General features: G+C 49.9%; 21 protein-coding genes and 1 riboswitch. Of the genes, 8 read left to right on the top strand and 13 right to left on the bottom strand.

Annotated elements, in window-relative coordinates:
* Positions 1-96: 96 nt before the first annotated feature.
* From CLV82_RS06505 to metK, 6 genes are all read right to left on the bottom strand, one after another.
* Positions 97-720 (bottom strand): phosphoadenosine phosphosulfate reductase domain-containing protein, encoded by a 624-nt coding sequence (locus CLV82_RS06505; protein ID WP_133643526.1) that lies wholly within the window; start codon positions 718-720, stop codon positions 97-99.
* A gap of 26 nt (positions 721-746) precedes the next feature.
* Positions 747-1,007 (bottom strand): DUF2061 domain-containing protein, encoded by a 261-nt coding sequence (locus CLV82_RS06500; protein WP_133643525.1) that lies wholly within the window; start codon positions 1,005-1,007, stop codon positions 747-749.
* Positions 1,008-1,193: 186 nt separating this feature from the next.
* Positions 1,194-1,604: an RrF2 family transcriptional regulator gene (locus CLV82_RS06495; RefSeq protein WP_133643524.1), complete on the bottom strand. Its 411-nt coding sequence runs from the start codon at positions 1,602-1,604 to the stop codon at positions 1,194-1,196.
* A 67-nt stretch (positions 1,605-1,671) separates the two neighbouring features.
* Positions 1,672-2,847 carry a trans-sulfuration enzyme family protein gene (locus CLV82_RS06490; protein ID WP_133643523.1) on the bottom strand — a complete coding sequence of 392 codons (1,176 nt, stop codon included), beginning with the start codon at positions 2,845-2,847 and terminating at the stop codon, positions 1,672-1,674.
* 25 nt (positions 2,848-2,872) lie between these two features.
* A complete protein-coding gene (gene thrA, locus CLV82_RS06485) occupies positions 2,873-6,259 on the bottom strand; it encodes a bifunctional aspartate kinase/homoserine dehydrogenase I (protein WP_133643522.1) in 3,387 nt (1,128 codons plus the stop codon).
* Positions 6,260-6,388: 129 nt separating this feature from the next.
* Positions 6,389-6,501, bottom strand: a riboswitch (SAM riboswitch).
* A 55-nt stretch (positions 6,502-6,556) separates the two neighbouring features.
* Positions 6,557-7,831, bottom strand: coding sequence for a methionine adenosyltransferase (metK, locus tag CLV82_RS06480; protein WP_133643521.1), 1,275 nt, complete (start codon positions 7,829-7,831; stop codon positions 6,557-6,559).
* A 335-nt stretch (positions 7,832-8,166) separates the two neighbouring features.
* Between metK and CLV82_RS06475 the strand changes: the two genes are divergently transcribed.
* Positions 8,167-8,781 (top strand): deoxynucleoside kinase, encoded by a 615-nt coding sequence (locus CLV82_RS06475; RefSeq protein WP_133644473.1) that lies wholly within the window; start codon positions 8,167-8,169, stop codon positions 8,779-8,781.
* Here the strand turns inward: CLV82_RS06475 and CLV82_RS06470 are convergent.
* From CLV82_RS06470 to CLV82_RS06450, 5 genes are all read right to left on the bottom strand, one after another.
* Positions 8,778-9,797: an App1 family protein gene (locus CLV82_RS06470; protein WP_133643520.1), complete on the bottom strand. Its 1,020-nt coding sequence runs from the start codon at positions 9,795-9,797 to the stop codon at positions 8,778-8,780. The genes CLV82_RS06475 and CLV82_RS06470 overlap by 4 nt on opposite strands.
* Before the next feature lie 2 nt (positions 9,798-9,799).
* The gene (locus CLV82_RS06465) at positions 9,800-11,068 is read right to left on the bottom strand and encodes an MgtC/SapB family protein (RefSeq protein ID WP_133643519.1); all 1,269 of its coding nucleotides are present in this window, start codon (positions 11,066-11,068) and stop codon (positions 9,800-9,802) included.
* Positions 11,069-11,168: 100 nt separating this feature from the next.
* A complete protein-coding gene (locus CLV82_RS06460) occupies positions 11,169-13,508 on the bottom strand; it encodes a sodium-translocating pyrophosphatase (RefSeq protein WP_133643518.1) in 2,340 nt (779 codons plus the stop codon).
* 142 nt (positions 13,509-13,650) lie between these two features.
* The gene (locus CLV82_RS06455) at positions 13,651-16,149 is read right to left on the bottom strand and encodes a DUF5686 and carboxypeptidase-like regulatory domain-containing protein (RefSeq protein ID WP_133643517.1); all 2,499 of its coding nucleotides are present in this window, start codon (positions 16,147-16,149) and stop codon (positions 13,651-13,653) included.
* A gap of 144 nt (positions 16,150-16,293) precedes the next feature.
* Positions 16,294-17,271, bottom strand: coding sequence for a pyruvate dehydrogenase complex E1 component subunit beta (locus CLV82_RS06450; protein WP_133643516.1), 978 nt, complete (start codon positions 17,269-17,271; stop codon positions 16,294-16,296).
* A 178-nt stretch (positions 17,272-17,449) separates the two neighbouring features.
* On the opposite strand from CLV82_RS06450, the gene CLV82_RS06445 reads away from it, so the two are divergent.
* From CLV82_RS06445 to egtD, 7 genes are all read left to right on the top strand, one after another.
* Complete coding sequence (locus tag CLV82_RS06445; RefSeq protein ID WP_133643515.1) at positions 17,450-18,196, top strand: electron transfer flavoprotein subunit beta/FixA family protein; 747 nt, start codon at positions 17,450-17,452, stop codon at positions 18,194-18,196.
* Positions 18,197-18,246: 50 nt separating this feature from the next.
* On the top strand, positions 18,247-19,215 hold the full coding sequence (locus tag CLV82_RS06440) for an electron transfer flavoprotein subunit alpha/FixB family protein (RefSeq protein ID WP_133643514.1): 969 nt from the start codon (positions 18,247-18,249) through the stop codon (positions 19,213-19,215).
* An 86-nt stretch (positions 19,216-19,301) separates the two neighbouring features.
* Positions 19,302-19,934, top strand: a complete 633-nt coding sequence (locus CLV82_RS06435; protein ID WP_133643513.1) for a bifunctional nuclease family protein — start codon at positions 19,302-19,304, stop codon at positions 19,932-19,934.
* A 14-nt stretch (positions 19,935-19,948) separates the two neighbouring features.
* Entirely contained in the window at positions 19,949-21,412 is a 1,464-nt protein-coding gene (locus tag CLV82_RS06430) for a NupC/NupG family nucleoside CNT transporter (RefSeq protein WP_133643512.1), read from the top strand.
* Positions 21,413-21,562: 150 nt separating this feature from the next.
* Positions 21,563-22,387: a thymidylate synthase gene (locus CLV82_RS06425; protein ID WP_133643511.1), complete on the top strand. Its 825-nt coding sequence runs from the start codon at positions 21,563-21,565 to the stop codon at positions 22,385-22,387.
* A gap of 72 nt (positions 22,388-22,459) precedes the next feature.
* Positions 22,460-23,623: an ergothioneine biosynthesis protein EgtB gene (egtB, locus tag CLV82_RS06420; RefSeq protein WP_133643510.1), complete on the top strand. Its 1,164-nt coding sequence runs from the start codon at positions 22,460-22,462 to the stop codon at positions 23,621-23,623.
* A 16-nt stretch (positions 23,624-23,639) separates the two neighbouring features.
* Positions 23,640-24,608 (top strand): L-histidine N(alpha)-methyltransferase, encoded by a 969-nt coding sequence (gene egtD / locus CLV82_RS06415; protein WP_133643509.1) that lies wholly within the window; start codon positions 23,640-23,642, stop codon positions 24,606-24,608.
* Between the two features lie 52 nt (positions 24,609-24,660).
* On the opposite strand, the gene CLV82_RS06410 is transcribed toward egtD, so the two are convergent.
* Together CLV82_RS06410 and CLV82_RS06405 are read right to left on the bottom strand one after the other, a co-directional pair.
* Positions 24,661-24,957: an isoamylase early set domain-containing protein gene (locus CLV82_RS06410; RefSeq protein ID WP_133643508.1), complete on the bottom strand. Its 297-nt coding sequence runs from the start codon at positions 24,955-24,957 to the stop codon at positions 24,661-24,663.
* A gap of 168 nt (positions 24,958-25,125) precedes the next feature.
* Positions 25,126-26,208: an aminotransferase class V-fold PLP-dependent enzyme gene (locus CLV82_RS06405; RefSeq protein ID WP_133643507.1), complete on the bottom strand. Its 1,083-nt coding sequence runs from the start codon at positions 26,206-26,208 to the stop codon at positions 25,126-25,128.
* Between the last annotated feature and the right edge of the window lie 60 nt (positions 26,209-26,268).

Here is a 26,268-nt window from a genome sequence, read left to right as displayed (position 1 = left end):
TAAACTTAATAGGATATTAAAAACAAGAAAGGCACTGCCTGGTAAAAGGCGTTTACTCCTTTCAAATATCTAAATCAGTGGATGCAACCCGCCTGCCTAGCTGTGCAGACCACATTCCCGGTTCGCAAGAACTTTTGTCGGGTCAAAATAAGTATGCTCGTTAGGAAGGCCTGCTTCCTGCAAATAGGCATCCAGCTGGGCATCGTTCCAATGGTAGAAAGGACTCACCTTGAGCACTCCCTGTTTATCCAGGCTGAGGATGTCCAGGGTATCGCGGTGGGCGGTCTGACCCTTCCTGAGGTTGGTGAACCAGACATCAGGCCGGTGTTCTGCCATGGCCCTGCGGAAAGGTTCCAGTTTTACCTGTTCTGTAAAAATGACGTGCCTGGGATCTTCTACCTGCGGAATACCCAGCACCACGTCCCGGTGGGCGGTCGACTGTCTTGGCACATAAAGGTGAATATTCAGTTCTAACCTGGCAATTACCTCTTCTGCATGCCTGTAGGTCTGGGGGGTGTTATAGCCGGTATCGCACCAGATCACGGGGATATCCTTCTTTACCTCGGTCACCGCGTGCAGGATCGCCACTTCGTAAGGCCGGAAATTGGTGGTAACCACCGGGCTTTTCCCGTACGATATAGCCCAGGAGATAATTTCTTCCGGTGGGATCCCTTTGAACTGTGCGTTCAGACTTTTTAGCTGTTGATCAGAAAATCTCATAATACATTACTTTAAATAATACAGGTTTACCTCCCCCATTTGATCCGGTTCCAGATACGTTCATGTAAAAAATAGAGGGCCATCTTGGTGACCAGTTCCACAGCACCTATAGAAAAAGCCACGCTTAAGGTCCCGGTGATCACCCAGGAAATGATGATCGTATCTACAGTGCCCACGATCCGCCAGCTGATCGATTTTACAATGCTGCGTTTAGGATGTTCAGATGTCCGGTCTCTCCGGTAGCTGCTGGCCTTTTGCCTGCCTTGAATTAATTGCTCTGCGATCAAAATATTATATATTTAATTACCCTATAGATTTAATAGGATAAACAAAAATAGAATTAAAATGATATGTAAGCCTATTCCGGGAGAAGAATTTCCGGATTAGTCTATAGTTTTAGTAGATTAATAAAAGATATCCCTATAGATTGACAATTTTGCAAAGAAAGACATGGCAACAGAAGAATTTACGCCTCAGGTAAGTATATCGGCCAGGGTATTATTTCGGTACACCTCCAGGGCGCTGTCTCTGACCATCAGCATCAGTTTGTGGACAGAACACTCGTTCTCATCCGGGCAGTCGTCGCATTTCTCGTAAAAATTCAGACTAACGCAGGGGACCATGGCAATGGGACCTTCCAGCACCCGTATTACAGTCGTCATGGGAATCTCTGAAGCATCTTTGATCAGGTAATATCCGCCACCCTTTCCTTTCTTTGAACCAAGAAACCCGGTCTTCCTCAGGCTAAGCAAAATACTCTCTAAAAATTTTTGGGAAATATTCTCGTGTTCAGCGATCTCTGCGATCTGAACCGGCTCTTTATCCGGCCGGGATGCCAGGTATGTTAGGGCCTTCAGCCCATATTTGGTCTTTTTGGAAAGCATAGTACGAAGATAGAAAAAAATCCCGCTCCCGAACTATACCTTCCATTTCCGACCCATGGTTTCTTCGCTATTCCTCCCCTAAAGCCTGGGCGATATCTGCAATGATATCTTCTATATGTTCCAGGCCTACAGAAACCCTGACCAATCCATCTGTAATACCCGTCTCCTGCCGTTCTTCCGGTGATAACTTACTATGGGTGGTAGACGCAGGGTGGGTCACAATACTCCGCGTATCTCCCAGGTTGGCCGATAGTGACAGCAGCCGGATGGCATCAAAAAACCTGCGGCCGGCCTTGAGGCCCCCTTCCACTTCAAAGGCTACTACACACCCCCCTGCCTTCATCTGTTTCTTAGCCAGTTTATACTGGGGGTGTGATGGCAGGAATGGATATTTGACCCGCTTAATTTTCGGGTGTTTCTCCAAAAATTTCGCCAGGGCAAGGGCATTCTCACAATGGCGGTCTACACGGACAGCCAGGGTCTCCAGGCTCCTGGACAATATCCACGCGTTAAAGGGCGACAAAGCGGGACCGGTGATCCTTGAGAACCTGTAGATCTTATCGATCAGTTCATGGCTGCCCACCGTGATCCCAGCCAGTACCCTGCCCTGCCCATCCATCAGCTTGGTCCCTGAATGGATCACCAGGTCTGCCCCGAACTTTAAAGGTTGCTGCAGGTATGGACTCGCAAAGCAGTTGTCGACTACCAGCAGTATCCCGTGCTTTTTGGCCAGTTTCCCCAGCAGCTGCAGGTCCAGGATATCTACCCCCGGGTTGGTGGGCGACTCGGCATAGATCATCTTGGTCTCGGGCCGGATCAGGGCCTCGATCTCTTCTTCAGTGGCCGTGATCCCGAAATAATCGTGACTGATCTTCCACTTGGGCAGGAACTGGGTCAGCAGGCTGTGCGTAGACCCAAAGATGTTCCTGGATGACACCAGGTGGTCCCCGCTCTCCAGCAAAGCCGCAAAGGTGTTAAAGACAGCTGCCATTCCGGAGGCAAAGGCAAATCCATCCTCGGCTCCTTCCATCTTACATACCCGTTCAATAAATTCAGAACTGTTTGGATTGGAATACCTGGAATAGATATTCCTGTCCTTCTCCTCGGCAAAGGAAGCCCGCATATCCTCGGCATCCTCGAAGACAAAGCTCGAGGTGAGGTACACCGGGCTGGAGTGCTCCAGGAAAGAGGATCTTTCCATCTGGGTTCTTATGGCATTGGTCTCAAATTCTCTTTTTTTCATGATCTGTATTTTATCCATCTGTAATTTATCCTTTCTCGGCGATCCGCAGAATATCCCCGAATACGCCCCGGGCGGTTACCGCGGCACCTGCCCCTGCCCCCTGTATGACCAGGGGATGTTCCCCGTAGGATTCCGTGTAGATCTCGATTATCGAATCGGATCCTTTCACCTGCCCGAGGGCACTTTCCTGGGGTACGGACACCAGTTTTACATCCAGTTTTCCTTTTTCCTTTCGCAGGTCCCCGTGTAGTTCTCCCACGTACCGCAAGACATGTCCGGCTGGTTGTTGCTGTTTTATCTTGTTGTAATGTTCGTCAAGTTCGTTCCTCCTGGCCAGGAATTCTTCCACCTCGCCTTCTCTCAGGGCCGGCGGGATAAGGTTCTCAATATTGATATCCGGGAATTCGTTGTGCAGGTCGAGCTCCCGGGCCAGGATGAGGAGTTTCCGGCCAACATCATTCCCCGAGAGATCTTCCCGTGGGTCCGGTTCGGTCAGTCCGCGTTCCATCGCATCCTTAAGTACGTCGGAAAAACTGGTCTCCTCCTGGGAAAAATTATTGAAGATATAGCTGAGTGAACCGGAGAATACCCCTTTGATACGGGTAATGTTCTCCCCTGATAAATGGAGTAGCTTGATCGTATCTATTAGCGGCAGCCCCGCCCCCACGTTGGTTTCATACAGGTACTGTTTCTGGTGCCTGCCCAGTTCCTCCCTGAGGAGCTGGTAATAATCAAAGCCAAGGGTGTTGGCAATCTTGTTAGAAGAGACCAGGTCATACCCTTCTTCAACCAGTTCAAAATAGTGGGCTACAAAATCTTCACTGGCCGTGTTATCCACTGCGATCAGGTTCTCCAGGTGATGGTTCCGCGCGTATTGTTTCACCGCTTCCACGCTGTAAGCCACTCCTTTTTCCTCAATGTCTTTCCGCCAGTTCTTGTTCAGTCCTTCTTTATCCAGCAGTAATTTCCTGGAATTGGCGAGGGCGAAGACATTAAGGCTGATCCCTTTCCGCTTTTCGATCTTCTCCCGGGAATCCAGGATCTGGTCAACGAGGGTCCCCCCCACGTTACCATGACCGAAGATCGCGAGATTCACCTTTTTGGCGATCCCAAAGATCTGCCCGTGCATTACATTAAGGGCCTTGTGAAGGTCTGATTTTTTCAGGACCAGGCTGACATTCTTCCCCGTAACCGTATTGTTGAACAACAGGGGTACGACCTGGTTCTTGATGAGGGAATTATAGGGCTTGTGAAAGGTACTGAGATCCTGCCCGATGATGGATATCACCGAGACATCCTCGGTAATGGTGATGGTATTCACATCGCGGGACTGGAAGGCATCTTCAAACTCGGTTTCCAGCGCTTCCTTGGCGCGCCTCGCTTCGGAAGCAGCCACTACCAGGCCTATCCCCCGTTCTGAAGAACCCTGGGAGATGATTCCCACGTTGATATTCGCCTGTCCCAGGGCTTTGAAGATCCTGGCATCCACACCTACTTTCCCCAACAGTCCACGGCCTTCCAGGTTGATCAGGGCCTCGTTCTCTATTACCGAAAGTGATTTGATGCCCTCCGGGCCTCCTTTCGCACTGATCAGGGTTCCCTCCCCGTCCGTGTTGAAAGTATTCAGAATTCGTAGGGGGATATTCTTTTCCAACAAGGGGATAATGGTCTTTGCATGGAGGATAGTTGTCCCGAAATTAGCCATTTCGTTGGCTTCGCTGTAGGACAGGTTACTAATGATGCGGGCTTCAGGAACCAGGTCCGGGTTTGCCGTGTAGATACCATCCACATGGGTGTAATTCTGAAGCTCCTCCGCATCCAGGAAATTCGCCAGCAGGGAGGCCGTGTAATTGCTCCCGTTCCTCCCCAGGGTTGTGGTATCCCCATCCTTGTTTGCAGCAATAAAGCCTGTGATCACCGGCACGGCTCCGGGCTCTAGCTCCGCAAATTCGCGCAGCACCTGTTCTTTGGAGACCAGCTCGTTCACCTGGGCATTACCGTAATTGTCATCGGTCCGGATCAGTTTGCGTGAATCCAGGAATACAGCGTTCACTCCTTTCCCGATCAGTAATTTTGTGAGCAGGCGTGCAGAGATCAGCTCCCCGTATGCCAGCACCTGGTCTTTGGTCTTAACGCTGTAATCTCCCAACAGGGCCACCCCTTCCAGCAACTGGAACAGGCCCCGGAACTCATCAGTGAGCTTTACATTGCTGAAGGTATGCTGTTGATAGCGTTCAAAAGCTTCAAAGTCCTGCTTAAAATCTTTCCCGGCAGCGGCTTTCCGCAACATAATTTCCAGCTGGTCCGTGGCTTTTTCCCGGGCAGAGAGTACCACTGCGAGCTTCTGGCCGGCTTCCACTTTAGTAGTAATTATCCGGAGCACATTCCCTATACCCTCTCCATTGGCAAGGGAAACCCCGCCAAATTTCAGCACCTTGTAGCGTTGAATACTGGCCGGGTCCTCAAATATGGGTTTCAGCAACTGCTGAATCTGTTCATACTCCATCAGGAAGGCATCGTGCCCGTGAAGGGACTGGATCTCTCCATAGGTCACATTACTGTTGGTCTGTGCCAGCTGTTTAAAGGTTTCCTTATTTTCCTTCGCGGTAAAGAAAAGGTCCGAATCAACCCCTATGATATGGATATTGGTGTCACTGTCCTGCAAGCGGGTAAAGGCTTCCTCCCCGTCCCTGGTTATATCAATGGTCTTCAGGAGCTGGTTGGTAAGTTTATAAGCAGACAGCTGGAAACGCTCCTGCAGTTTTTTACCGTGATGCATCAGCCAGCTCTCTACGTTAAACTGCTGGGAAGCCTCGTCAGTACTGCGTTGAAATCGTTCCTTGAATGATTCCGGCGTCCTGTAGCACAACATGGCGTGCATACGCGCATCGTGGACGGGTTGCCTGGAATTGACCAGGAACTGCTCCTGGATCTGGCAATTGGCGATCAGCCAATCGGTCGATTTCCAGTCAGACGCCACAGGGATCAGGTGTTCGGTAAGACCGGGTTTCAAGGCGGCCATTTCCCAGGCGATTCCCCCGCCGAGTGATCCGCCGATCAGGGCAAACAATCTCTTTATCCCCAGTTGCTCCAGGCCGGTGAGGAAGATCCTGGCGATATCCCTTGCCACAAAATCCTTGTAATTCTCGATAACAAATCCATCATAACCATTACCGGGAATATTAAAGGCCAGCACGGTATATTTCTCGGTATTGATGCATTTGCCAGGCCCGATCAGTACAGACCACCAGCCGTCGTCACCGGTGACGTTCGAGTTCCCTGTCAGGGCATGGTTGACGAGGACTACCGGGGCCGTATGCAGTTCGCATCCGAACAACTGGTAAGAGAGCTCAATATCCTGTGTGCTCCCGCTATCGGTCCTGAAGGACGGTATGCTTAAATGATGTAACATATCTTTCTATCGTTTATAAGACCCTGCTGATACACAAATGCATATTGCAATGGGCCTGGAATCCCCCGCGTTCAGCACAGGGGTAATAAATATGTTATAAGAAAGATATGAAGGAAGTAAATCCCGTCAGCGTTATCTATTCCCGTCTGTACGGGATAGAATGTAGCACCTTCTCTGCAATGAGGAGCAGAGGGTTGCTAAGGTTTCACAGGGTCTATTCCCTCCACCTTTCTTGATAACAGATCAGTAAATAATTGAACTTATGTCTTACAAATATAGGTACGAAGCCGGATAATCCTAGTGATTTTCCAAAACTTCGAGACCAAAGGTCTGGCGGATAGGTTCTACCATATCCAGTTTTTCCCAGGTAAATAACTCTACGTCCATCTCGACCCTGCCGTTATAGGGCGACTCAAACACTTTATGCACCATTTTGGGCTCTTTCCCCATATGGCCGTAAGCTGCGGTTTCCAGGTAAATAGGGTTCCGCAGTTTCAGGCGTTTTTCGATGGCAAAAGGCCTCATATCGAAAAGTTGGGAAACTTTCTCCGCGATCTCTCCATCCTTGAGATCCACATGCGCTGTTCCGTAGGTATTGACAAAAATAGAAGTGGGTTCTACCACCCCGATCGCGTAACTTACCTGTACCAGTACTTCGTCTGCCACGCCGGCAGCTACCAGGTTCTTGGCTATATGCCTAGCTGCGTAGGCCGCACTGCGGTCTACCTTGCTTGGATCCTTCCCGCTGAATGCTCCTCCGCCGTGAGCTCCCCGGCCCCCGTAGGTATCCACGATGATCTTCCGCCCGGTAAGTCCGCTGTCCCCGTGGGGGCCACCGATGACAAATTTCCCGGTCGGGTTGATATGGTAAGTGATATTGTCGTCAAAAAGGGCCTGTACTTCTGGTGCAAGCAATGCCTTGACCCGCGGGATAAGGATCTCCAGCAGGTCGTTCTTAATGATCTGCAGCATGCGTACACTGTCCTTGTCAAAATCGTCGTGCTGTGTAGAGATCACAATGGTATCGATCCGCTGCGGAATATGGTCATCGGAATACTCGAGGGTCACCTGCGCCTTGGCATCCGGCCGCAGGTAGGTGATCTGGTCCCCTTCTCTCCTCAGGGCAGCCAGTTCACTCAGGATCTTATGGGAAATATCCAGGGCCAGTGGCATATAATTATCGGTTTCCTTAATGGCATACCCGAACATCATCCCCTGGTCACCGGCTCCCTGTTCTTCTTTCTCGCCACGGTCTACCCCCTGGTTAATGTCTTGTGACTGCTCGTGGATAAGCGAGATCACCCCGCAGGAATCACCGCTGAACTGGTACTCTCCCTTGGTATAACCGATCTTGTTGATCACATCCCGGGTAATGGCCTGCAGGTCTACGTAGGTATGGCTCTTCACTTCCCCGGCAAGGATCACCTGCCCGGTGGTCACCAGGGTCTCGCAAGCCACCTTGCTCTCCGGGTCAAATGCCAGGAAATTATCAAGAAGGGCGTCACTGATCTGGTCCGCGATCTTATCGGGATGTCCTTCACTAACAGATTCTGATGTAAATAAATAAGCCATACGTCAATACTTTATAAGGTAACGAGGCAGATCTGACGTAATAATGTAAAGGAGTTTACTCGCGTGAAGGAAACTGCTTTAGCATTTTATCCTGCCTCTTTCCCCAACCCCCATTGTAAAGGGTATCGCGGTGCGCGGGCAGGGAGGTTGCAATCAGTCAAATCCGTCCTCTCAATTCGCAGTGACAAAAGTACATATTTGGGTTCGAAATAAAAATTTTGAACCCCAGAATTTACCGCGCGCATTTCCGCGACTATTTTTTCGGGAACCCCGGATACTTTGTATATTGTGTCCCTTTATCAGAACAACGCATAACCCTAAATCGTTACATGGCCATGCATATTGCAGTTGCAGGAAATATAGGCTCCGGGAAGACTACCCTGACCAGGTTACTCTCTAAACATTACAACTGGGACGCCCAGTTTGAAGACGTGGTGGATAATCCTTACCTGGACGATTTCTATACCAGTATGGCACGGTGGAGTTTTAACCTGCAGATCTACTTCCTTAACAGCCGCTACCGGCAGATCCTCAAGATCCGTGAAAGCGGGAAAACTGTGATCCAGGACAGGACCATTTACGAGGATGCTCACATCTTTGCCCCCAACCTGCACGCCATGGGCCTGATGACCAACAGGGATTTTAATAATTACACCAGTCTCTTTGAATTAATGGAGACCTTTGTACAACCGCCGGACCTCCTGATCTATTTAAGAAGTTCTATTCCCAACCTGGTGAACCAGATCCATAAAAGAGGCAGGGATTACGAGAACAGTATCTCTATAGACTACCTCAGCAGGCTGAACGAGCGTTACGAGGCATGGATTCAAAGCTATACCAAGGGAAAACTCCTGATCATGGATGTGGATAACCTGAACTTCGTGGACGAACCGGAAGATCTCGGCTTTGTGATCAACAAGATCGATGCAGAGATCCACGGACTTTTCTAGTGGCCGGGATCTGCGATAAACCCTTTCTCAAAAGCATGTGAGAACAATTGTTTACTGTCTTCGGCAAGAAGCACGGGTACGGTTTCGTACGATTTAAATAACCCCTTTACCCGCATCATCCGCTTTCGGTGCTTTACACTCCTCAGGTAGATAGCCAGGATCCTTTCCGGGTAAGCTTCCGCGATCTCTATGTAGATATCTGCATCGTGCTCCCCGCTGTCCCCGATCAGGATAAAGTTCAGGTTCGGGTATGTTTCCAGGATATTCAGTATTTCTTTTTGCTTCTGTGGTTTCTCTACCACTTTCTTGCGGTTCAGGAAACTCTTAAAACTCCTCAACAGGATGGGTCCTTTAGGAAAGTTATGTTCTTTCAGGAACAGTTCCAGGTAGCGGTACAGGTTCCACGGACTATGGCTGACATAGAAGATAGGGTTAGAACCCTCCCCGGTCTTCCCCCTGTGCAGAAGGTGGTAAAACTGGGCAGCCCCGTCCAGGGGGGTCCGTTTTTCGGGTCGCTTGAAAACGGTATTGAAGATCACCTGCCACTTAAGGGAAGAGACCACGCCTGTATGCAGGATGGTATCATCAATATCACTGATCACCCCGAATTCAGCTGTGGCAGGGGGTATAAGGATTTCCCCGGGGAAACGGTTTTCACGGATCCGGGTCGGATCAACCCCGGAAGTATCATAGGTTACTTCGTAAGGCAACCATCCTTCCTCGTTGGCGTATTCCTCAAGGTCTTCCAGCTTTTCATCGGCCAGGTAATAGCCTTCCGAGTCGGTCCTGGCCTTAATGACCTTCCCATTCGGGAGGTGGATGTCTATTGGACTATCCCCTACTTCATCGGTCTCGAAACGTTTCCAGGTATTGATCAGCAGTTTCCAGAAGCCTTTATTGGAAAGATCTATATTTTCATCTTCGAGCGCTCGGCCCTTCGCATAGAAGTGGCTGTTGGTCCCGTAAGTCTGGAACGCAATGATTTGCAGGGGGTCTTGTTTTTTTTTAAATATCATTCTTAAAAGAAATGCCAGGATTCAGGCCAGAGCCACATGATCAGTAAACCTGCGGCTATGGATACTCCAAAGGTAATAGAAATCCATTTTGTCAGTTCCCTGCTTCCGAGGACCGCCGCCATTATCCCTTTGAACAGCAAATTAGACAGCGATGCCAGCAGGATCAGCCGCCACCCGGATTCCACCTCGAGGCTTCCTTTTTTCATCAGCTGGGATAAAGATAGGGTAATGGCATCCACATCGGTAAGACCACTGATGATAGAAACTACGTAGAGGGCATTATTACCGAACTCTTCCTTTACAAAGGCCACGGCCAGGAGAATGAGTGCATAAAGTAAGCCAAAGACCAATGCACTTTTAAACTGGGCGGGGTTAGAAGGTTCGGGCATCTCGTCCTGTTCCTGTTCCTTATTGATGAGGTAGAACATCCCTATACAGAGACCGGCCATAATTACAAACTCGGCCAGGATAGGGGTCATCAGGGATCCTAATTTTTCAGGCACCACCACGCTAACCTCTACCAGCACCCTAACCAGGGCAATGGCAGAAGCCGCAGTAATTATAAAGGCTGCCATCTTGCCAATATCGGCTGTCTCTTTGGTCTTCCTGGAATAACTGACCGTGGTCGCTGTACTGCTGATCAGTCCCCCGAGAATACCGTTAGAAATGATCCCCACCTTGGTCCCTACAAACTTGTAAATAAAATACCCCACCACACTGATCCCGACGATCAGGACGACCATCAGCCAGATATTATAAGGATTAAGCACATCAAAGGGGCCATAGGTCTCGTTGGGCAGGATAGGCAGCACCACCAGGGAAATACCGGCGAATGTCATGATAGCATTCAGCTCCTTTGCTTTCAAGTTCTCGATAAGTCCATGCAGGCGTTCTTTTACATATAACAGGATAGCCATTCCTCCCCCCATCAGCACCCCTATCGTCCGGTCACCCAGGACAAGGTACGCACCAATGGCATACATAAGCAGGGCAGCAACTTCCGTGGTCTGCCCGATATGCGCTTCATCTAGTTTCCGCAGTTTTATCACGTTCCCCATCACGAGGAAAGCAGTGATCGCCAATCCAAAAAATGGAACCAGGTAAGGATTGTCCAGGTTCCGGGTCAGGAACCCGGCCAGGGTACCCAGGATAGCGATGAGTGTAAAAGTACGCACGCCGGCGATCCGGTCATCTTCGGACTGCCGTTGCAGGCCATTGAGCATGCCAAGACCAAAGGAAATTCCCAGTATTATAAGGTCGTCGTAATTCATGAGAGAAGTTAATAATTCATGAGAGAAAAAGATACTGCAGCATAAAAAAACCCGCAAGCGGTCTTGCGGGTTTTTTTGACTGAAACAAAACTAAGCAAGCTTAGCTTTTCGTTTGTACTTTCTTCACTTCTGTAAGCAGTACTTCTTTTTTGACAGCTGTCTTTACTTCCGGCGCCATTTCGGTGCTTACAATTTCCTCGGATCCGGCTTCCAGGGCATCCTCGTAATGGATCGCCTGGCTGTCTGCAGCAGCCATCACCTCTTCCTGTGTCAATTCGTAAACAGCGGGGGCAGGTTGTACCGCAGCCATATCGTCACCTACTGCAATACTCGGGGCAATGACCAGGGCCACAACCGACATTAATTTCAGAAGGATGTTCAGGGAAGGGCCGGAAGTATCTTTGAACGGATCTCCAACGGTATCCCCAACTACGGCAGCTTTATGAGCATCTGTACCTTTACGGCCGTCAGCTTCTATCATCTTCTTAGCGTTATCCCATGCGCCACCTGCATTAGACTGGAAGATCGCCATCAGCACACCGGCAGAGGTAACTCCTGCTAAGAGGCCTCCCAGCATTTCTGCACTTCCGAGGAAACCAACAGCAACAGGAACGGCAATGGCCAGGATCCCGGGCAGAACCATCTCGCGGATAGAAGCAGTAGTGGAAATTGCCACACACTTCTGGTATTCTGCAACACCGTCTGCTTCGTGGAAGATCCTTTGCTCCTCCGGGGTGGCCTTAGAAATATCTGAATCGTATTTACGCATCAGTTCAAGCGCTGCTTTCAGCTCCGGGATATCCCTGAACTGGCGACGTACTTCGTTGATCATAGCCATAGCGGCACGTCCTACAGCATTCATCGATAATGCAGAAAAGACGAATGGGAGCATTGCTCCTACAAGCAGACCGGCCATGATATCTGGTCGTGATACATCGATAGAAGTAACACCGGCCACCTTCATAAATGCTGCAAACAAGGCCAGGGCAGTCAAGGCCGCAGAAGCAATCGCGAATCCTTTCCCGATAGCTGCAGTGGTATTTCCAACCGCATCCAGTTTATCAGTACGTTCCCTTACTTCTTTAGGAAGCTCAGCCATTTCGGCAATACCTCCTGCATTATCCGAGATTGGCCCGTAAGCATCCACAGCCAGCTGTATACCCGTGTTGGCAAGCATACCTACCGCAGCGATCGCGATCCCGTACAGTCCGGCAAAGTGGTGAGACACCAGGATAGCGGCAGCGATCAGGATGATCGGCACAGCCGTAGACATCATCCCCACTCCAAGACCGGCAATGATATTGGTGGCAGCACCGGTTTCTGACTGGCGTACGATGTTGATCACGGGTTTTTTCCCGGTTCCTGTATAGTACTCTGTTATCTTACCAACTCCAAGCCCGGCAACAAGTCCGGCTATAGTAGCCCAGAATACACCCATTGCACCAAATGGCAATCCTTCTACTGAGTCAGGGATCATCATCTGGATAATGAAATAAGAAGCGATAACCATTAAAATAGCTGATCCGAATTCACCTACGTTCAATGCAGTCTGGGGATTACCTCCCTCTTTAACACGCACGAAGAAAGTTCCGATGATCGACATAACGATTCCCAGGGCTGCAAGAACCAGGGGCAGGTAAACCGCTCCCAGTCCGCCAAAATCCGGGGTAAAGATATAGGCTCCCAGTACCATGGTTCCGATGATGGAACCTACGTATGATTCGAACAGATCAGCTCCCATCCCGGCAACATCACCTACGTTATCCCCTACGTTATCGGCAATAGTAGCAGGGTTAAGCGGGTGATCCTCGGGGATACCTGCTTCAACTTTTCCAACAAGGTCAGCTCCTACGTCGGCTGCCTTGGTATAAATTCCTCCACCCACACGTGCAAAAAGTGCGATAGAAGAAGCTCCCAGTGAGAATCCGGAAAGTACATTCAGTACCAGCGGTACTTTATCGGCACCTTCCCAGATATTCTGGTAGATCATGAACAATCCACTCAGCCCCAGCACGCCCAGGCCCACTACGCCAAGACCCATTACTGAACCTCCGGCAAATGCTACCTCCAGTGCTTTTCCCAGGGAAGTCCTGGCAGCTTGTGTAGTTCTTACGTTGGCCTTTGTGGCTACTTTCATCCCGATAAAACCGGCCAGTGCAGAGCAGATGGCCCCTACGATAAAGGATACGGCAACCATCCCGTGAGACCCGGTCTCGGCTTCGCCTTTAAAGTATAGCAGTATAGCTACGGCAAGGACAAATATTGATAGAATTTTATATTCGGCTTTTAAGAAAGACATAGCCCCATCGGCTATGTTTTTGGCAATTTTTGCCATTTTAGCATCGCCCTCATCCTGTTTGGAGACCCACGCATTTTTAACGAAAACAAATAGCAAGCCCAGGATCCCGAAGGCAGGCAAGAATTTCACAAAACTTTCCATGTTGATTAGTTATTTTTTGGTTTAAACGTGGGCTAAAGTAGTAAAACCGATTAGAATATGAAACAATAAATTTCCGCCCACGAAGCCGCAATTGCCTTGTTCCCTGATAACTGCAGCGCTCCGGGATCCACGGACAGTAAACTCAGAAACTGAAGCCGAAAGTGCCGGTAATGGCAAAGGTACGGGCATTTGGCTGGTCCAGGTAATTGCCACGGAAGTTAAAATCGATGCGGAAGATGCGGAAGATATTGCCCACCCCGAAGGAGTATTCCCAATAAACAGCATCATCGGGTGCCATCAACGGTATATTGGCCGGACTGCTCAAGGTCTTGTTAGCCTCAGACAACTCGCCCCAGACTCCCCTCAGGCCGACGATCTCCCTGAGATTGGCTTTCCTCAGCAGGGGGATCCTGGAGAAGAGGCGCCCGTTAAAATTGTGTTCCAGGTGAAGGGATGCGTAAGTATCGGTCACGAATTCGTAAAAATCCAGGTTTGGAAACGTATTGTACAAGGTAAAAAAGGTCTGGTTCCCCGGGATCACGTTCAGCATGCCCAGCGGCACTTCTCCAAAAGTCCTGCCTACTTCTACCGTAGACATCAAGCGTCCGATCCCCCCTACTTGCCAGGGTTGGGAATAGGAGAACTGCAGTTTGCTGTAGTTAAAATCACTTTGCAGGAAACCTTCCAGTCCCTGGGTATAATTCAGGAGCAGGGTACTGTAGGTATCATTGATATCACGCCGCTCTACCCCGTAGCCGATGGTCCTTTTCCCGGGGGTATAAATGAGGATGGTGGTAATATCAAACTGTTTTATTTCCGAGGCAATTCCGCCGGGGGATTCCGGGTCCAGGTACTCCAGGCTGAAGGCATCGGGCAGGGCTGATTCCAGCTGCCGGAAAGATCCCCCGAAGCGCACCCGGAAATTAAGCAGGGGCTCCAGTTCCAGGTTCAAGGTCGTTAGGTTGATCCTGGTCAGCCGGTCGTTAGCACCCACGGTAAAGACAGAGGAAGAAGCCACGCTGCGGCCCAGGACATCGTTGGTGGCAGTCAGGCTTAGGCCCAGCTGTTCCACATCCCGGCGGTTACCCCCAGAGAGGATAAGCCGGGTTCCGCGATCCAGGAGGAACTTGGCCGAGAAGCCGTGTTTCACCTTTTGATCCTCCAGGCCATATGCCAGGTATCCCTCCAGCCTCCAGGGATCGTTCTGCCCAAAATAGGTCCGCGCCCCTGCCCTGACACGGATACCTTCGGCATCGTTATATCCGAAGGTGCTGTAGAGGTCCCCGATATCAACATTCCATTTATCGATCTCCACGTACCCCGAACCCAGGATACTGACAATATCGTAATAGGTCCTGAAGCGGGGAACCGTTTTCAGGGTATCCAGCAGTTCGTAGATCCCCTTCTCATCCTTGTTCAACGATTCCAAACGGTTATTGGCCCAGAAAACGCTGTCCCGCTCAAAAATGAGGGGATTATAGGGGTCTGTCTTGCGCGAATAGAATTCCTTGGGCCGGGGCTCTTCAAATACGTAATTGTCGTACACCGTGGTCCGCTTGCCGTAGACGCCTCTCGACTTCTCTTTCTTGCTCAAACTGAAATCACTAAGCATATAGTCCCTCTTCAACAGGAATACAGAATCGTTCAGCACCTCGAAGTCCTGTTCTATATAGATCTCCTTTACCCAGTTAATGTTGGCACTCTTGGTCACTTCCAGGTTGATCTTCGCAATCGCAAAGGTGGTATCGTTCACCCAGAAATCACCTTTAAAGGTGAGCTCGTTCTTCCGCCTGGGGTAGTATACAATGTTGTAACACCATTTATCCCCGATATAAGCACTGTCTGCCAGCACGTAATTATAGGTGTCGATCCCGGTTCGCGAGAGCGGGCTGGTAAAACTTTTATCAAAGAATTTCAGGTAGTTGTTATAGATGTTGTAATCCGAATACAGGTCCTCTACAAAGGCTGTGATCGCCTGGTTATTGCTGAAACCGGAATTCTTGGAACCCAGCAGGTCTTCCTTCTCCAGGTCCAGGGTGTTATCCCCGTATACCCTGGCAAAGGTCTCGTTCAAAAAAAGCGGCAGGTAGGTCTTCCCCGTTATCCGCGAGGTATCCAGGTCCTGGAAAACGAATTCCATCCCCTTAAAAAGCTTGCTTTTGATCACGGAACTGTCAATGGTGTTCAGGTCAAATTCCAGTTTCTCGTACTTATCGTAGCGGTACTGCTCAAACATCCTGAGCCCGTTGATCCGTTTCTTGGCCCAGATCTTCTTCAGGATCTCTATAGCAGGGTTGTTCTTCTTGGATTGTTTGCCCACATAGACAATCACTTCGTCCAGTTGTTCACCGCCTTCTTCCAGCACAATTTCCAGGTCGTAGTTTGCACCCTTCTTCAGGGGAACCTGCCGGGTGGTGTAGCCGATAAAAGACACCTGGAGGGAGTCATAATCCGAATCGGATTCCAGGTAGAATCGCCCATCGTCGTTAGTAATGGTCCCTTCCCTGGAACCAGCGAACAGTACGTTGGCAAATGCAACCGCAGATCCGCCCTCATCCTTTACAATACCCGCCACCTTGGTCTGGGAGAAGAGGGAGACCGAGCTTAAGAACACCAGGATGCAGAACAATGATTTCTTCATAGTTGTCCGGAGCGGGATATACAGTACTTCCGGGAAGGGTCAAATGTAAACCATCCCTGCGGCTTGACTTACTAAACTTATCAAAAAAAAAGCTCCGTCCACCTTAGGTCAACGGAGCTTTTGATTCCTTACAGCGGATCGCTGTTATTTGTACATCACCTTTTTTACCGCGGCGATCACATCCTTGTGGTTAGGCAGCCATTCTTCCAGTAATACGGGAGAATAAGGCGCAGGGGTATCGGCGGTATTGATCTTTATGACAGGCGCATCCAGGAAATCGAATGCCTTGGACTGCACCTGGTAAGTGATCTCTGTTGCGACATTTCCAAAAGGCCAGGCCTCTTCCAGGATCACCAGCCTGTTGGTTTTCTTTACAGAGTTCAGGATGGTATCATGATCCATAGGACGTACGGTACGCAGATCGATGATCTCGCATTTTATACCATCCTTCTCCAGCTCATCCGCAGCTTTATAAGCCTCTTTGATGATCTTCCCGAAAGACACGATGGTAACATCGGTCCCTTCGCGGACCACATCGGCCACCCCCAGTGGAATGGTATATTCATCCTCAGGCACTTCTCCTTTATCGCCATACATCTGCTCGGACTCCATGAAAATAACCGGGTCGTCATCGCGGATAGCTGATTTCAGCAGCCCCTTGGCATCTTTAGGGTTAGAAGGCACCACCACTTTTAGTCCCGGGCAGTTGGCAAACCAACTCTCGAAAGCCTGTGAGTGGGTCGCAGCTAACTGGCCTGCAGAAGCGGTTGGTCCCCTGAAAACGATCGGGCAGTTGAACTGGCCTCCTGACATCTGCCGGATCTTAGCGGCATTATTGATGATCTGGTCTATACCTACTAAAGCAAAGTTAAAGGTCATGAACTCGATAATCGGCCTGTTCCCGATCATGGCAGAACCTACTCCGACCCCGGCAAAACCGAGTTCCGAAATCGGGGTATCTATCACCCTTTCCGGTCCAAACTCATCTAACATCCCTTTAGAAGCCTTGTAAGCGCCATTGTATTCGGCAACTTCCTCTCCCATCAGGTAGATGGATTCATCTTTTCTCATTTCTTCCGACATCGCCTCGGCTATGGCTTCTCTAAACTGTAATGTTTTCATCTTTCTGTGCGGACGCTTTAAAAATGTTGTTTCTTAAGAATGCGAACAAAAATAGAAAAATATCTAGCAAATACGCCGACACAGGCTTTAAAAAAAAGAAGATAATTTACTATGCACGCATAGTAATTTTCAAAATTAATGGCTATCTTAGCGGCCATACATTAAAAAACTATTGTACATGAAAATTCTGGTTTGCATCAGCAACGTACCCGATACAACTTCCAAGATCAACTTCACGGAAGGCGACACCAAATTTGACACTTCCGGCATACAATTCGTTATTAACCCCAACGATGAATTCGGACTCACCCGAGCCATGTGGTTCAAAGAAAAACAAGGTGCCACGGTGCACGTAGCTACCGTAGGAGAAGCCAGTACAGAACCCACCATCCGGAAAGCCCTGGCCATTGGAGCCGATGAGGCCATCCGCGTGGACGCTGCTCCTGCTGATGGATTTTTCGTAGCCCGCCAGCTGGCCGAAGTGGTCAAGAACGGAGGGTATGACCTGGTCATTGCCGGTCGGGAATCTATCGATTACAATGGCGGAATGGTTCCCGGGATCATGGCTGCACTGCTGGATATGAATTTCGTCAATACCTGTATCAGCCTGGAGGTAGATGGCAACAACGCCACAGCTGTCCGGGAGATCGACGGGGGAAAAGAAAAAGTTTCCACCACCCTACCCCTGATCATCGGCGGGCAGAAAGGCCTGGTTGAAGAAAGCGACCTGAGGATCCCGAACATGAGGGGAATCATGATGGCACGGCAGAAAAAACTGAACGTAGTACCGCCGGTAGATGCCACCCCTGCTACAAAGGAGACCCGTTTTGAAAAGCCAGCTCCCAAGGGAGAAGTTAAACTGGTAGATGCGGACAATGTCGGCGAACTGGTAGAACTACTGCATAACGAAGCCAAAGTAATCTAAAATATTGCCCGGGCTCCCTGTGGGGCCGGCTAAAAACACTACAACAAATTATGTCTATACTGGTATATACAGAATCAGAACAAGGTAAATTCAAGAAACACGCGCTGGAGGCGGCCTCTTATGCCTATGAAGTTGCCCATAAACTGGGCACCACTGTCACCGCTATTTCCTTTAACAACGAAGAGAACGATGTTTTGGGAACTTACGGGGTGAACAAGGTACTGCAGGTGAGTGACGACAAACTAAAGACCTTCAATGCCAAAGCTTATGCCCAGGCTGTTTCCCAGGCTGCTTCCAAGGAAGACGCCAGGGTAATTGTACTGAGCTCCAGCACCGATTCCAAATACATGGCCGGTTTGCTGGCAGGAATGCTAAAAGCCAGCTACGCACCTAACGTGGTTGCTGCGCCGGAAAGCACCAGCCCGCTGGTGGTAAAAAGAACTGCTTTCAGTAACAAGGGATTTGCCCTGACACAAATGGATGCCGATGTCAGCATCATCGGGGTTTCCAACAACGCCTACGGGCTCAAGGAGAACGCGGTTGATGCAACCGTAGAAGCATTTTCGCCCGAGTTGAAAGACGGTGCATTTAATGTGAAATCCGTAGAGGTGGACAAAGTTGTCGGGAAGGCAACCATCGCTGATGCCGAGATCGTCGTATCTGCAGGTCGCGGAATGAAAGGCCCGGAAAACTGGGGAATGATCGAGGAACTCGCCGATGTACTGGGAGCTGCCACTGCCTGCTCCAAGCCCGTATCTGACCTGGGATGGAGACCTCACAGTGAGCACGTGGGACAGACCGGGAAACCTGTAGCATCTAACCTGTACATTGCTATTGGTATCTCCGGGGCCATCCAGCACCTGGCAGGTGTGAGTGCTTCCAAAACCAAAGTGGTCATCAATAACGATCCGGAAGCTCCATTCTTCAAGGCTGCGGATTACGGGATCGTGGGTGATGCCTTTGAAGTGGTGCCTAAACTCATCGAAAAATTAAAGGAATTTAAAGCACAAAACGCTTAATTTTTGTTAATTTGTGCCCCTTAAGGGACTGCAAACTTCCGGCTTGTCCGGAAGTTTGACGCAGCCCCAATGTTGTATTGATGGATATGAGTTTAGTAAGGTTAAAAATAAAGGGGATCTCCTACAGCCAGACACAGAACGGGGCATACGCCCTGATCCTGAATGAAGTAGAGGGTGATCGGAAGCTGCCAATAGTCATCGGCGCGTTTGAAGCACAGTCTATCGCGATTGCGCTGGAGAAAGAGATCAAACCCCCAAGACCCCTTACCCATGACCTGTTCAAGAATTTTGCCGACCGTTTTGACATCGTCGTAAAGCAGGTGATCATCCATAAACTCGTAGACGGGGTGTTTTACTCCAGTATCATCTGCGAACGGGACAAGATCGAAGAGATCATCGATGCGAGGACCAGCGACGCTATCGCCCTGGCATTACGCTTCAATGCACCCATTTTCACATACAAGACCATCCTGGACAAGGCAGGTATTTTCCTGAAATTCTCTTCCAAGGACAAGGACAAGGAAGAGGGCGATGACAGTATTGTCGTTGACGAGATCCTGCAGGAAGGTGAAACCGTCGAAATTGATTCGGCCTCCTCTGCTCCATATAAAGAACTGACCCTGGAGGAATTACACAGGGAACTGGATAAGGCCGTAGCCGGGGAAGACTACGAAAAAGCGGCCCAACTTCGCGATGAAATTTCCAAACGCAAGCGATAATTAGCACCTACTGTATGAACCCAAGGGCCTGGCTTACTCTGTTATTCTTTGTCTTTTTGTTACCCATTTGCGCCCAGGACACCCTGGTGCAGGAAGCGTTGCCCCAGGCTACAGACAGTATCGCTGTCTTACAGGATGAGGGCAGTAAGATCTCTGCAGCGGTGCCCAACCAGGGCTTTACGGTGGAATCCCTCGGCCGCGGGATGCTGGGAATGCTGGCCCTGATCGGGCTTGCATTTATTTTCAGTGCCAACCGCCGGGCAATCAACTGGAAGACCGTCGGGATAGGACTGGGGATACAACTTTTACTGGCCATCGGCGTACTGAAGGTCTATTACGTTCAATTATTATTCAGCAGCATAGGACAGTTCTTTGTCAACATCCTGGACTACACCCTGGTGGGAAGCCAGTTCCTGCTCGGGAACCTGTTGGATGTGGACAACCCCAGCATAGGGTACATCTTTGCTTTCCAGATCCTGCCTACCATAATCTTCTTTTCAGCACTTACCTCGGTACTGTTCTACCTGGGTATCGTTCAGAAGATCGTAAAAGCTCTGGCATGGATGCTCACCAAATCCCTGGGTATCAGCGGGGCTGAAAGTCTTTCCGTGGCCGGGAACATTTTCCTGGGGCAAACCGAATCCCCACTGCTGATCAAGGCCTACCTGGAAAAAATGAATAAGTCAGAGATCCTCCTGGTGATGATCGGGGGTATGGCCACCGTGGCAGGAGGCGTACTCGCTGCTTATATTGGCTTCCTGGGCGGCACTGACGAACAACTGCGGCTGGAATTTGCACGCCACCTGCTGGCGGCCTCTGTAATGGCAGCACCCGGCGCAATTATTGTCTCAAAGATCCTTTACCCCCAGACAGAACCCATAGATACGGATATACAGGTATCCCACGAAAAAATAGGGTCCAATTTCCTGGATGCGATTGCCAACGGAACCACAGAAGGACTGAAACTGGCCGTGAATGTCGGGGCCATGTTACTGGTCTTTGTAGCCTTTATCGCCATGATCAATGGAATCCTGGGCTGGGTAGGCGATGTGACCACGCTAAACGGCTGGATCGCCGGGAATTCCTCTTTTGAACAGCTTTCCCTGGAAGCGATCCTCGGGGTGATCTTCTCCCCGCTGATGTGGCTGATCGGGGTTCATACCGAAGACATCATGCTGATGGGGCAATTGCTGGGAATTAAACTGGCAGCGAGCGAATTTATCGGGTACATCCAGCTGGCCTCCCTGAAAGACGCCAGCCAGGGGACACATTTCACCTATAGCAAGTCGATCATCATGGCCACCTACATGCTTTGCGGTTTTGCCAATTTTGCGTCTATCGGGATACAGATCGGGGGAATCGGTTCTCTCGCCCCGGGAAAAAGGAAGCTGCTGTCCGAATTCGGGATGCGTGCTGTCCTCGGGGGAACTCTGGCCTCTCTTTTATCGGCCACCATTGCAGGGATGATCCTCGGGTAAGCGCTTTACGGGCCACTCCCGGCCCGTTAATAATTTTTTATAACTAGCAACCGGAGTTTATCAGAAAAGGCTTTCCTATTCCTTATTTTTAGCCCGGGCGCCAGGCATATATTACCTCGGATCCCTTCAATTCAAAATACCCGTTCACTTATGAAAGCATACCACGACCTCCTGAAGCACGTACTGGAAAACGGAAATTTTAAGCAAGACCGCACGGGTACGGGTACCCTCAGCGTGTTTGGTTACCAGATGCGTTTTGACCTGGCTGAAGGCTTCCCGATGGTGACCACCAAGAAACTGCACCTGAAATCGATCATCCACGAATTGCTGTGGTTCCTGAAAGGGGATACCAACATCAAGTACCTGCAGGAGAACGGGGTGCGGATCTGGAACGAATGGGCAGATGAGAACGGGGACCTGGGGCCTGTTTACGGCGCCCAGTGGCGCAACTGGAACGGGGACGGAATTGACCAGATCAGGAACCTTGTCGATACACTGAAGAACAACCCGGACAGCAGGCGGATGATGGTATCTGCCTGGAATCCCGGGGTACTGCCGGATACTTCGGTTTCCTTCGCGGAGAATGTCGCGAACGGCAAGGCTGCCCTGCCGCCATGCCACGCCTTTTTCCAGGTCTACGTCTCGGACGGCAGGCTCTCCTGCCAGCTCTACCAAAGGAGCGCCGATATTTTCCTGGGCGTACCTTTCAATATTGCTTCTTATGCCCTGCTTACTTTAATGCTGGCCCAGGTCTGCGAGCTGGAACCCGGGGATTTCATCCACACCTTCGGGGATGCCCATATTTACAGCAACCACCTGGAACAGATCAAACTGCAGCTGAGCAGGGATCCCCGCCCCCTGCCCAAGATGCAACTGAACCCGGAAGTGAAAGACATCTTTAATTTCAAGTTCGAGGATTTCACACTGCTGGATTACGATCCGCATCCGCCCATCAAGGGAAAGGTTGCCGTTTAGCGTTCATCTCTGAATTAATAGAGCTCCAGGGGTCCTTCGGAAAATTCTTAACTTTAAGAAGATTCAGAAGTTATGCTTGCGACCGACACTCTACTGAGCTTTTTCAAGGAAACCCGGAAACATTCCGAAGCACTCTGTGCCCCACTGGAAACAGAGGATTACGTTGTGCAACCCATAGAAGATGTATCCCCGCCCAAGTGGCACCTGGGGCATACTACCTGGTTCTTTGAAGAATTCATCCTCAAAAAATTCGCCGAAGGATATACTGAATTTGATCCCGACTTTTCTTTTGTCTTTAATTCCTATTATGAGAGTATGGGCAAACGGGTGGTGCGTGCCAATCGCGGCAACCTCAGCCGCCCTTCCGTAAAGAAGATCTATGAATACCGCGAACATGTAACCCGGGCGATCAGTGAACTCTTCGAGGCAGACAGTACGCCTGAGGAATTACACGGGCTGATGGAGATCGGCATCCACCACGAGAAGCAACACCAGGAGTTACTGCTTACAGATATCAAATATATACTGGGCAACAACCCGCTTTTACCTGCCTATGCAACCTTTCCTATGGAATACGAAAGGGAATCCCATGAGCAGGACTGGATCGGGATGGACGAAGGGATCTACGAGATCGGGCATAAGGGAGATGAATTCTGTTATGACAACGAGCTTGGGGCACATAAGGTATACCTGAACGCTTACGAGATCTCCAACAAACTTGTGACCAACGGGGAATTCCTGGAATTCATTGCAGCCGGAGGCTACAAGGAGTTCAGTCACTGGCATGCCGAGGGATGGGACTGGGTGAATACCAAGCAGGTGCAATGCCTGCAGTACTGGCACCAGGTAGACGGCCGGTGGCATTATTATACCATGGAAGGATTAAAGCCGGTTGACCCGGAGGCACCGCTGACCCATATCTCTTATTACGAGGCCTTTGCCTTTGCGCAGTGGAAAGGATGCAGGCTGCCGACCGAATTTGAATGGGAAGCAAGCCAGGAATATTTTCCCTGGGGGAAGCGATGGGAATGGACAGAAAGTGCATACCTGCCCTACCCTGGCTATGAAAAAGCTGAAGGAGCCTTAGGAGAATACAACGGGAAATTCATGGTCAGCCAGAAAGTACTGCGGGGCAGTTCTGTGGCGACCCCTGAAAAACACAGCAGGCCGACCTATCGCAATTTTTTCCATCCCCCGCTCCGCTGGCAATATACCGGGCTGCGCCTGGCACGTTAACAACATAAAGAACACTATGCAACCACATACCCTATCCACATTAAAATCTCCTTTTGAAAGAGATGTATACCGGGGGCTCACGGATTACCCCAAGCACCTCTCGTCCAAATATTTTTACGACAAGGCAGGCGACCAGCTCTTCCAGGACATCATGGAGATGCCGGAGTACTACCTGACCCGCTGCGAGTTTCGTCTCCTGGAGACCAACCGGGCAGATATCTGCCGGCAGTTTGCCAAGGGAAGGCAACCTTTTAACCTCATTGAACTGGGGGCGGGAGATGGCAAGAAGACCAAGATACTGCTGAAGGAACTGCTGGAACAGCAGGCCGATTTTAAATACCTGCCTATCGATATCAGTGGCAATGTCCTGGAACAGCTGCAAAGATCGGTAGAAAAAGAAATACCAGGGGTGGCCATCCATCCGATGGAAGGAACCTATTTTGAAATACTGGAAAAACTGCAGGACGTAAAGGAGCGGAAGGTAATACTCTTCCTGGGATCCAATATTGGGAACCTGCTTCATAAAAAGGCCATTGAATTCCTGAAGGGGATCAGGCAGCTGATGGGGCCGGAAGACCTTCTTTTCATAGGGTTTGACCAGAAAAAGGATCCGCAGACCATCCTGGATGCCTACAATGATCCGGCCGGTATAACCGAAGCCTTCAATAAGAATATCCTGGTGCGGATGAACCGCGAACTGGACGCCAACTTTGAACCTGACAATTTTAAGCATTGGGAAACTTATGACCCGGAAACCGGTACGGCGCGGAGCTACCTGGTATCGACCAAAAAACAATCGGTTTACCTGGGCAAACTAGACCTGCAGATCACCCTGGAAGCCTGGGAGAGTATTCACACAGAGATTTCGCAGAAGTATGATCACCGCACGGTACAATGGCTGGCAGATGAGGCGGGACTCGGGATAGGACAGGTGTTCGAGGATCTCGACGGCTGCTACAAGAACTATATTTTCACGGGAAAATAGGGAATAAAAAACGGGGCTGATCGCCCCGTTAATTCTTTCTTTTCAGTTGACATCAGAGTTCCAGTACCCCGTTCTCAGTACCTGCGAAATCATTCCACTGGTAACGATCGGCTTCCCCGTCGTTGACATAGGCACCGTCCACAAGATATTTAAACTCGTAAGTGTTGTCTTTAGGAAGATCAAAAGTACCTTTAAACTTTCCGTTCTTTAATTTCTTCAATGCACTCCCTTTTGGGTTCCAGTTATTGAAATCTCCAACCACTGCCACTTTAGATGCGTCTTCTGCAGGCAGGGTAAATGTCACTTTGCATACCGGTTTAGTCTTGAGGTATTGTTTTGTAATAGCCATGATATAATATTATTAATTGATACAGGTTGTTTTCAAATTGCAGAAGCAAATGAATACATAAAACTCTTAATACACAATTGGTTAACAGAGAATTATCAATTTAATAAAAATTGACGAACAATGAAAATTCCTTCTCAAAATACAGGCGCGGAATTCAGGATATGTCAATCAGGATCCGGACTGATCCCAAAGCCCGGCAATACGGTCTATATCTTCCCTGGTGTTATAGGCATGGAAGGCAAGCCGTATTCCGCCTCCCCGTTGACTGCACATCACATCCCGGGATACCAGGAATTCGTATAAAGCTGTATCCCCTCTAATATTGAAAATAGTGCTGTGGACGGGGCGAGATTGTACGGTGCCTGAGAGTAATCCCCGGCTTCCGAATACTTCGCTGGCATGCCGGGACAAATCCCGGTTATAGGCCTCTATGGCCGGCATGCCGGCCTGCTGCAGGAACTGCAGGGAAAAATTCAGGCTTCCGAAACAAAGACTGTCCAGGTGTCCGGGTTCAAACTGCCTTGAAAAAGGGATCTCATCCTTCCGGTCCAGGTTGGCGCCGGAGGCGTTAAAACCGGTGACCAAAGGGTTCAGTTTTTGCATGGAGTTTTCGCTGAAAAGCAGGAAACCGTTGCCTGTTCCCCCCAGCATCCATTTGTAACCACTGGCCCCTAATACATCGATGCCGCTCTCCCGGAAGTCCAGGCTGAAGGCGCCGCAGAATTGCGTACCATCGGCAATGACCAGCAAGTCCGGGTATTTTTTCTTAAGATCCCTCAGGAAATCCATGCTGATCATCACCCCATCCTGCCACTGTACCAGGCTCAGGGCGAGGATATCGATCTTTCCTGCGGATACCAGCTCTTCTATACGCTGTTCCAGGTCTGCGGCCACAGGCACAAAGGTTACGCGAAAGCCCCGCTTTTCAAAGGGCCAGTTTACGGAGGGGTAATCATTCTCCAGCAGGAGTACCCGGCTGTTCTTATCAAGCCCTTCCAGCAGGAAATTGAGCCCGATGGAAAAATTGGGCAGCAGGGAGACCCTCCCGGGGTCTGTATTAAAAAAATTCGCAATGGTTTTCCGGGTCTCCGAGATGAGGGAAAGACTTTCTATCTTCATACGCCCGCCCCCAACCAGGTAGTCGAGGTCATGGTCCTGCCGCCATTCCTGCAATCCTTCGGACATTAGTCCGAAGGCGGCGGTATTGGCATAGGTATAATGTTCCAGGATCGGGAAATGTTTTCGTATCATACAGCGGTAATATATGGCCGCAAGGCAGAGAGGGATTATCTTTATCTTTGTTACTAAATA

The sequence above is a fragment of the Zeaxanthinibacter enoshimensis genome (assembly GCF_004362865.1).
Lineage (GTDB): Bacteria > Bacteroidota > Bacteroidia > Flavobacteriales > Flavobacteriaceae > Zeaxanthinibacter > Zeaxanthinibacter enoshimensis.
The sequence above is the reverse complement of the archived record's forward strand: the minus strand, read 5'-3'. Positions and strand labels throughout refer to the sequence as shown.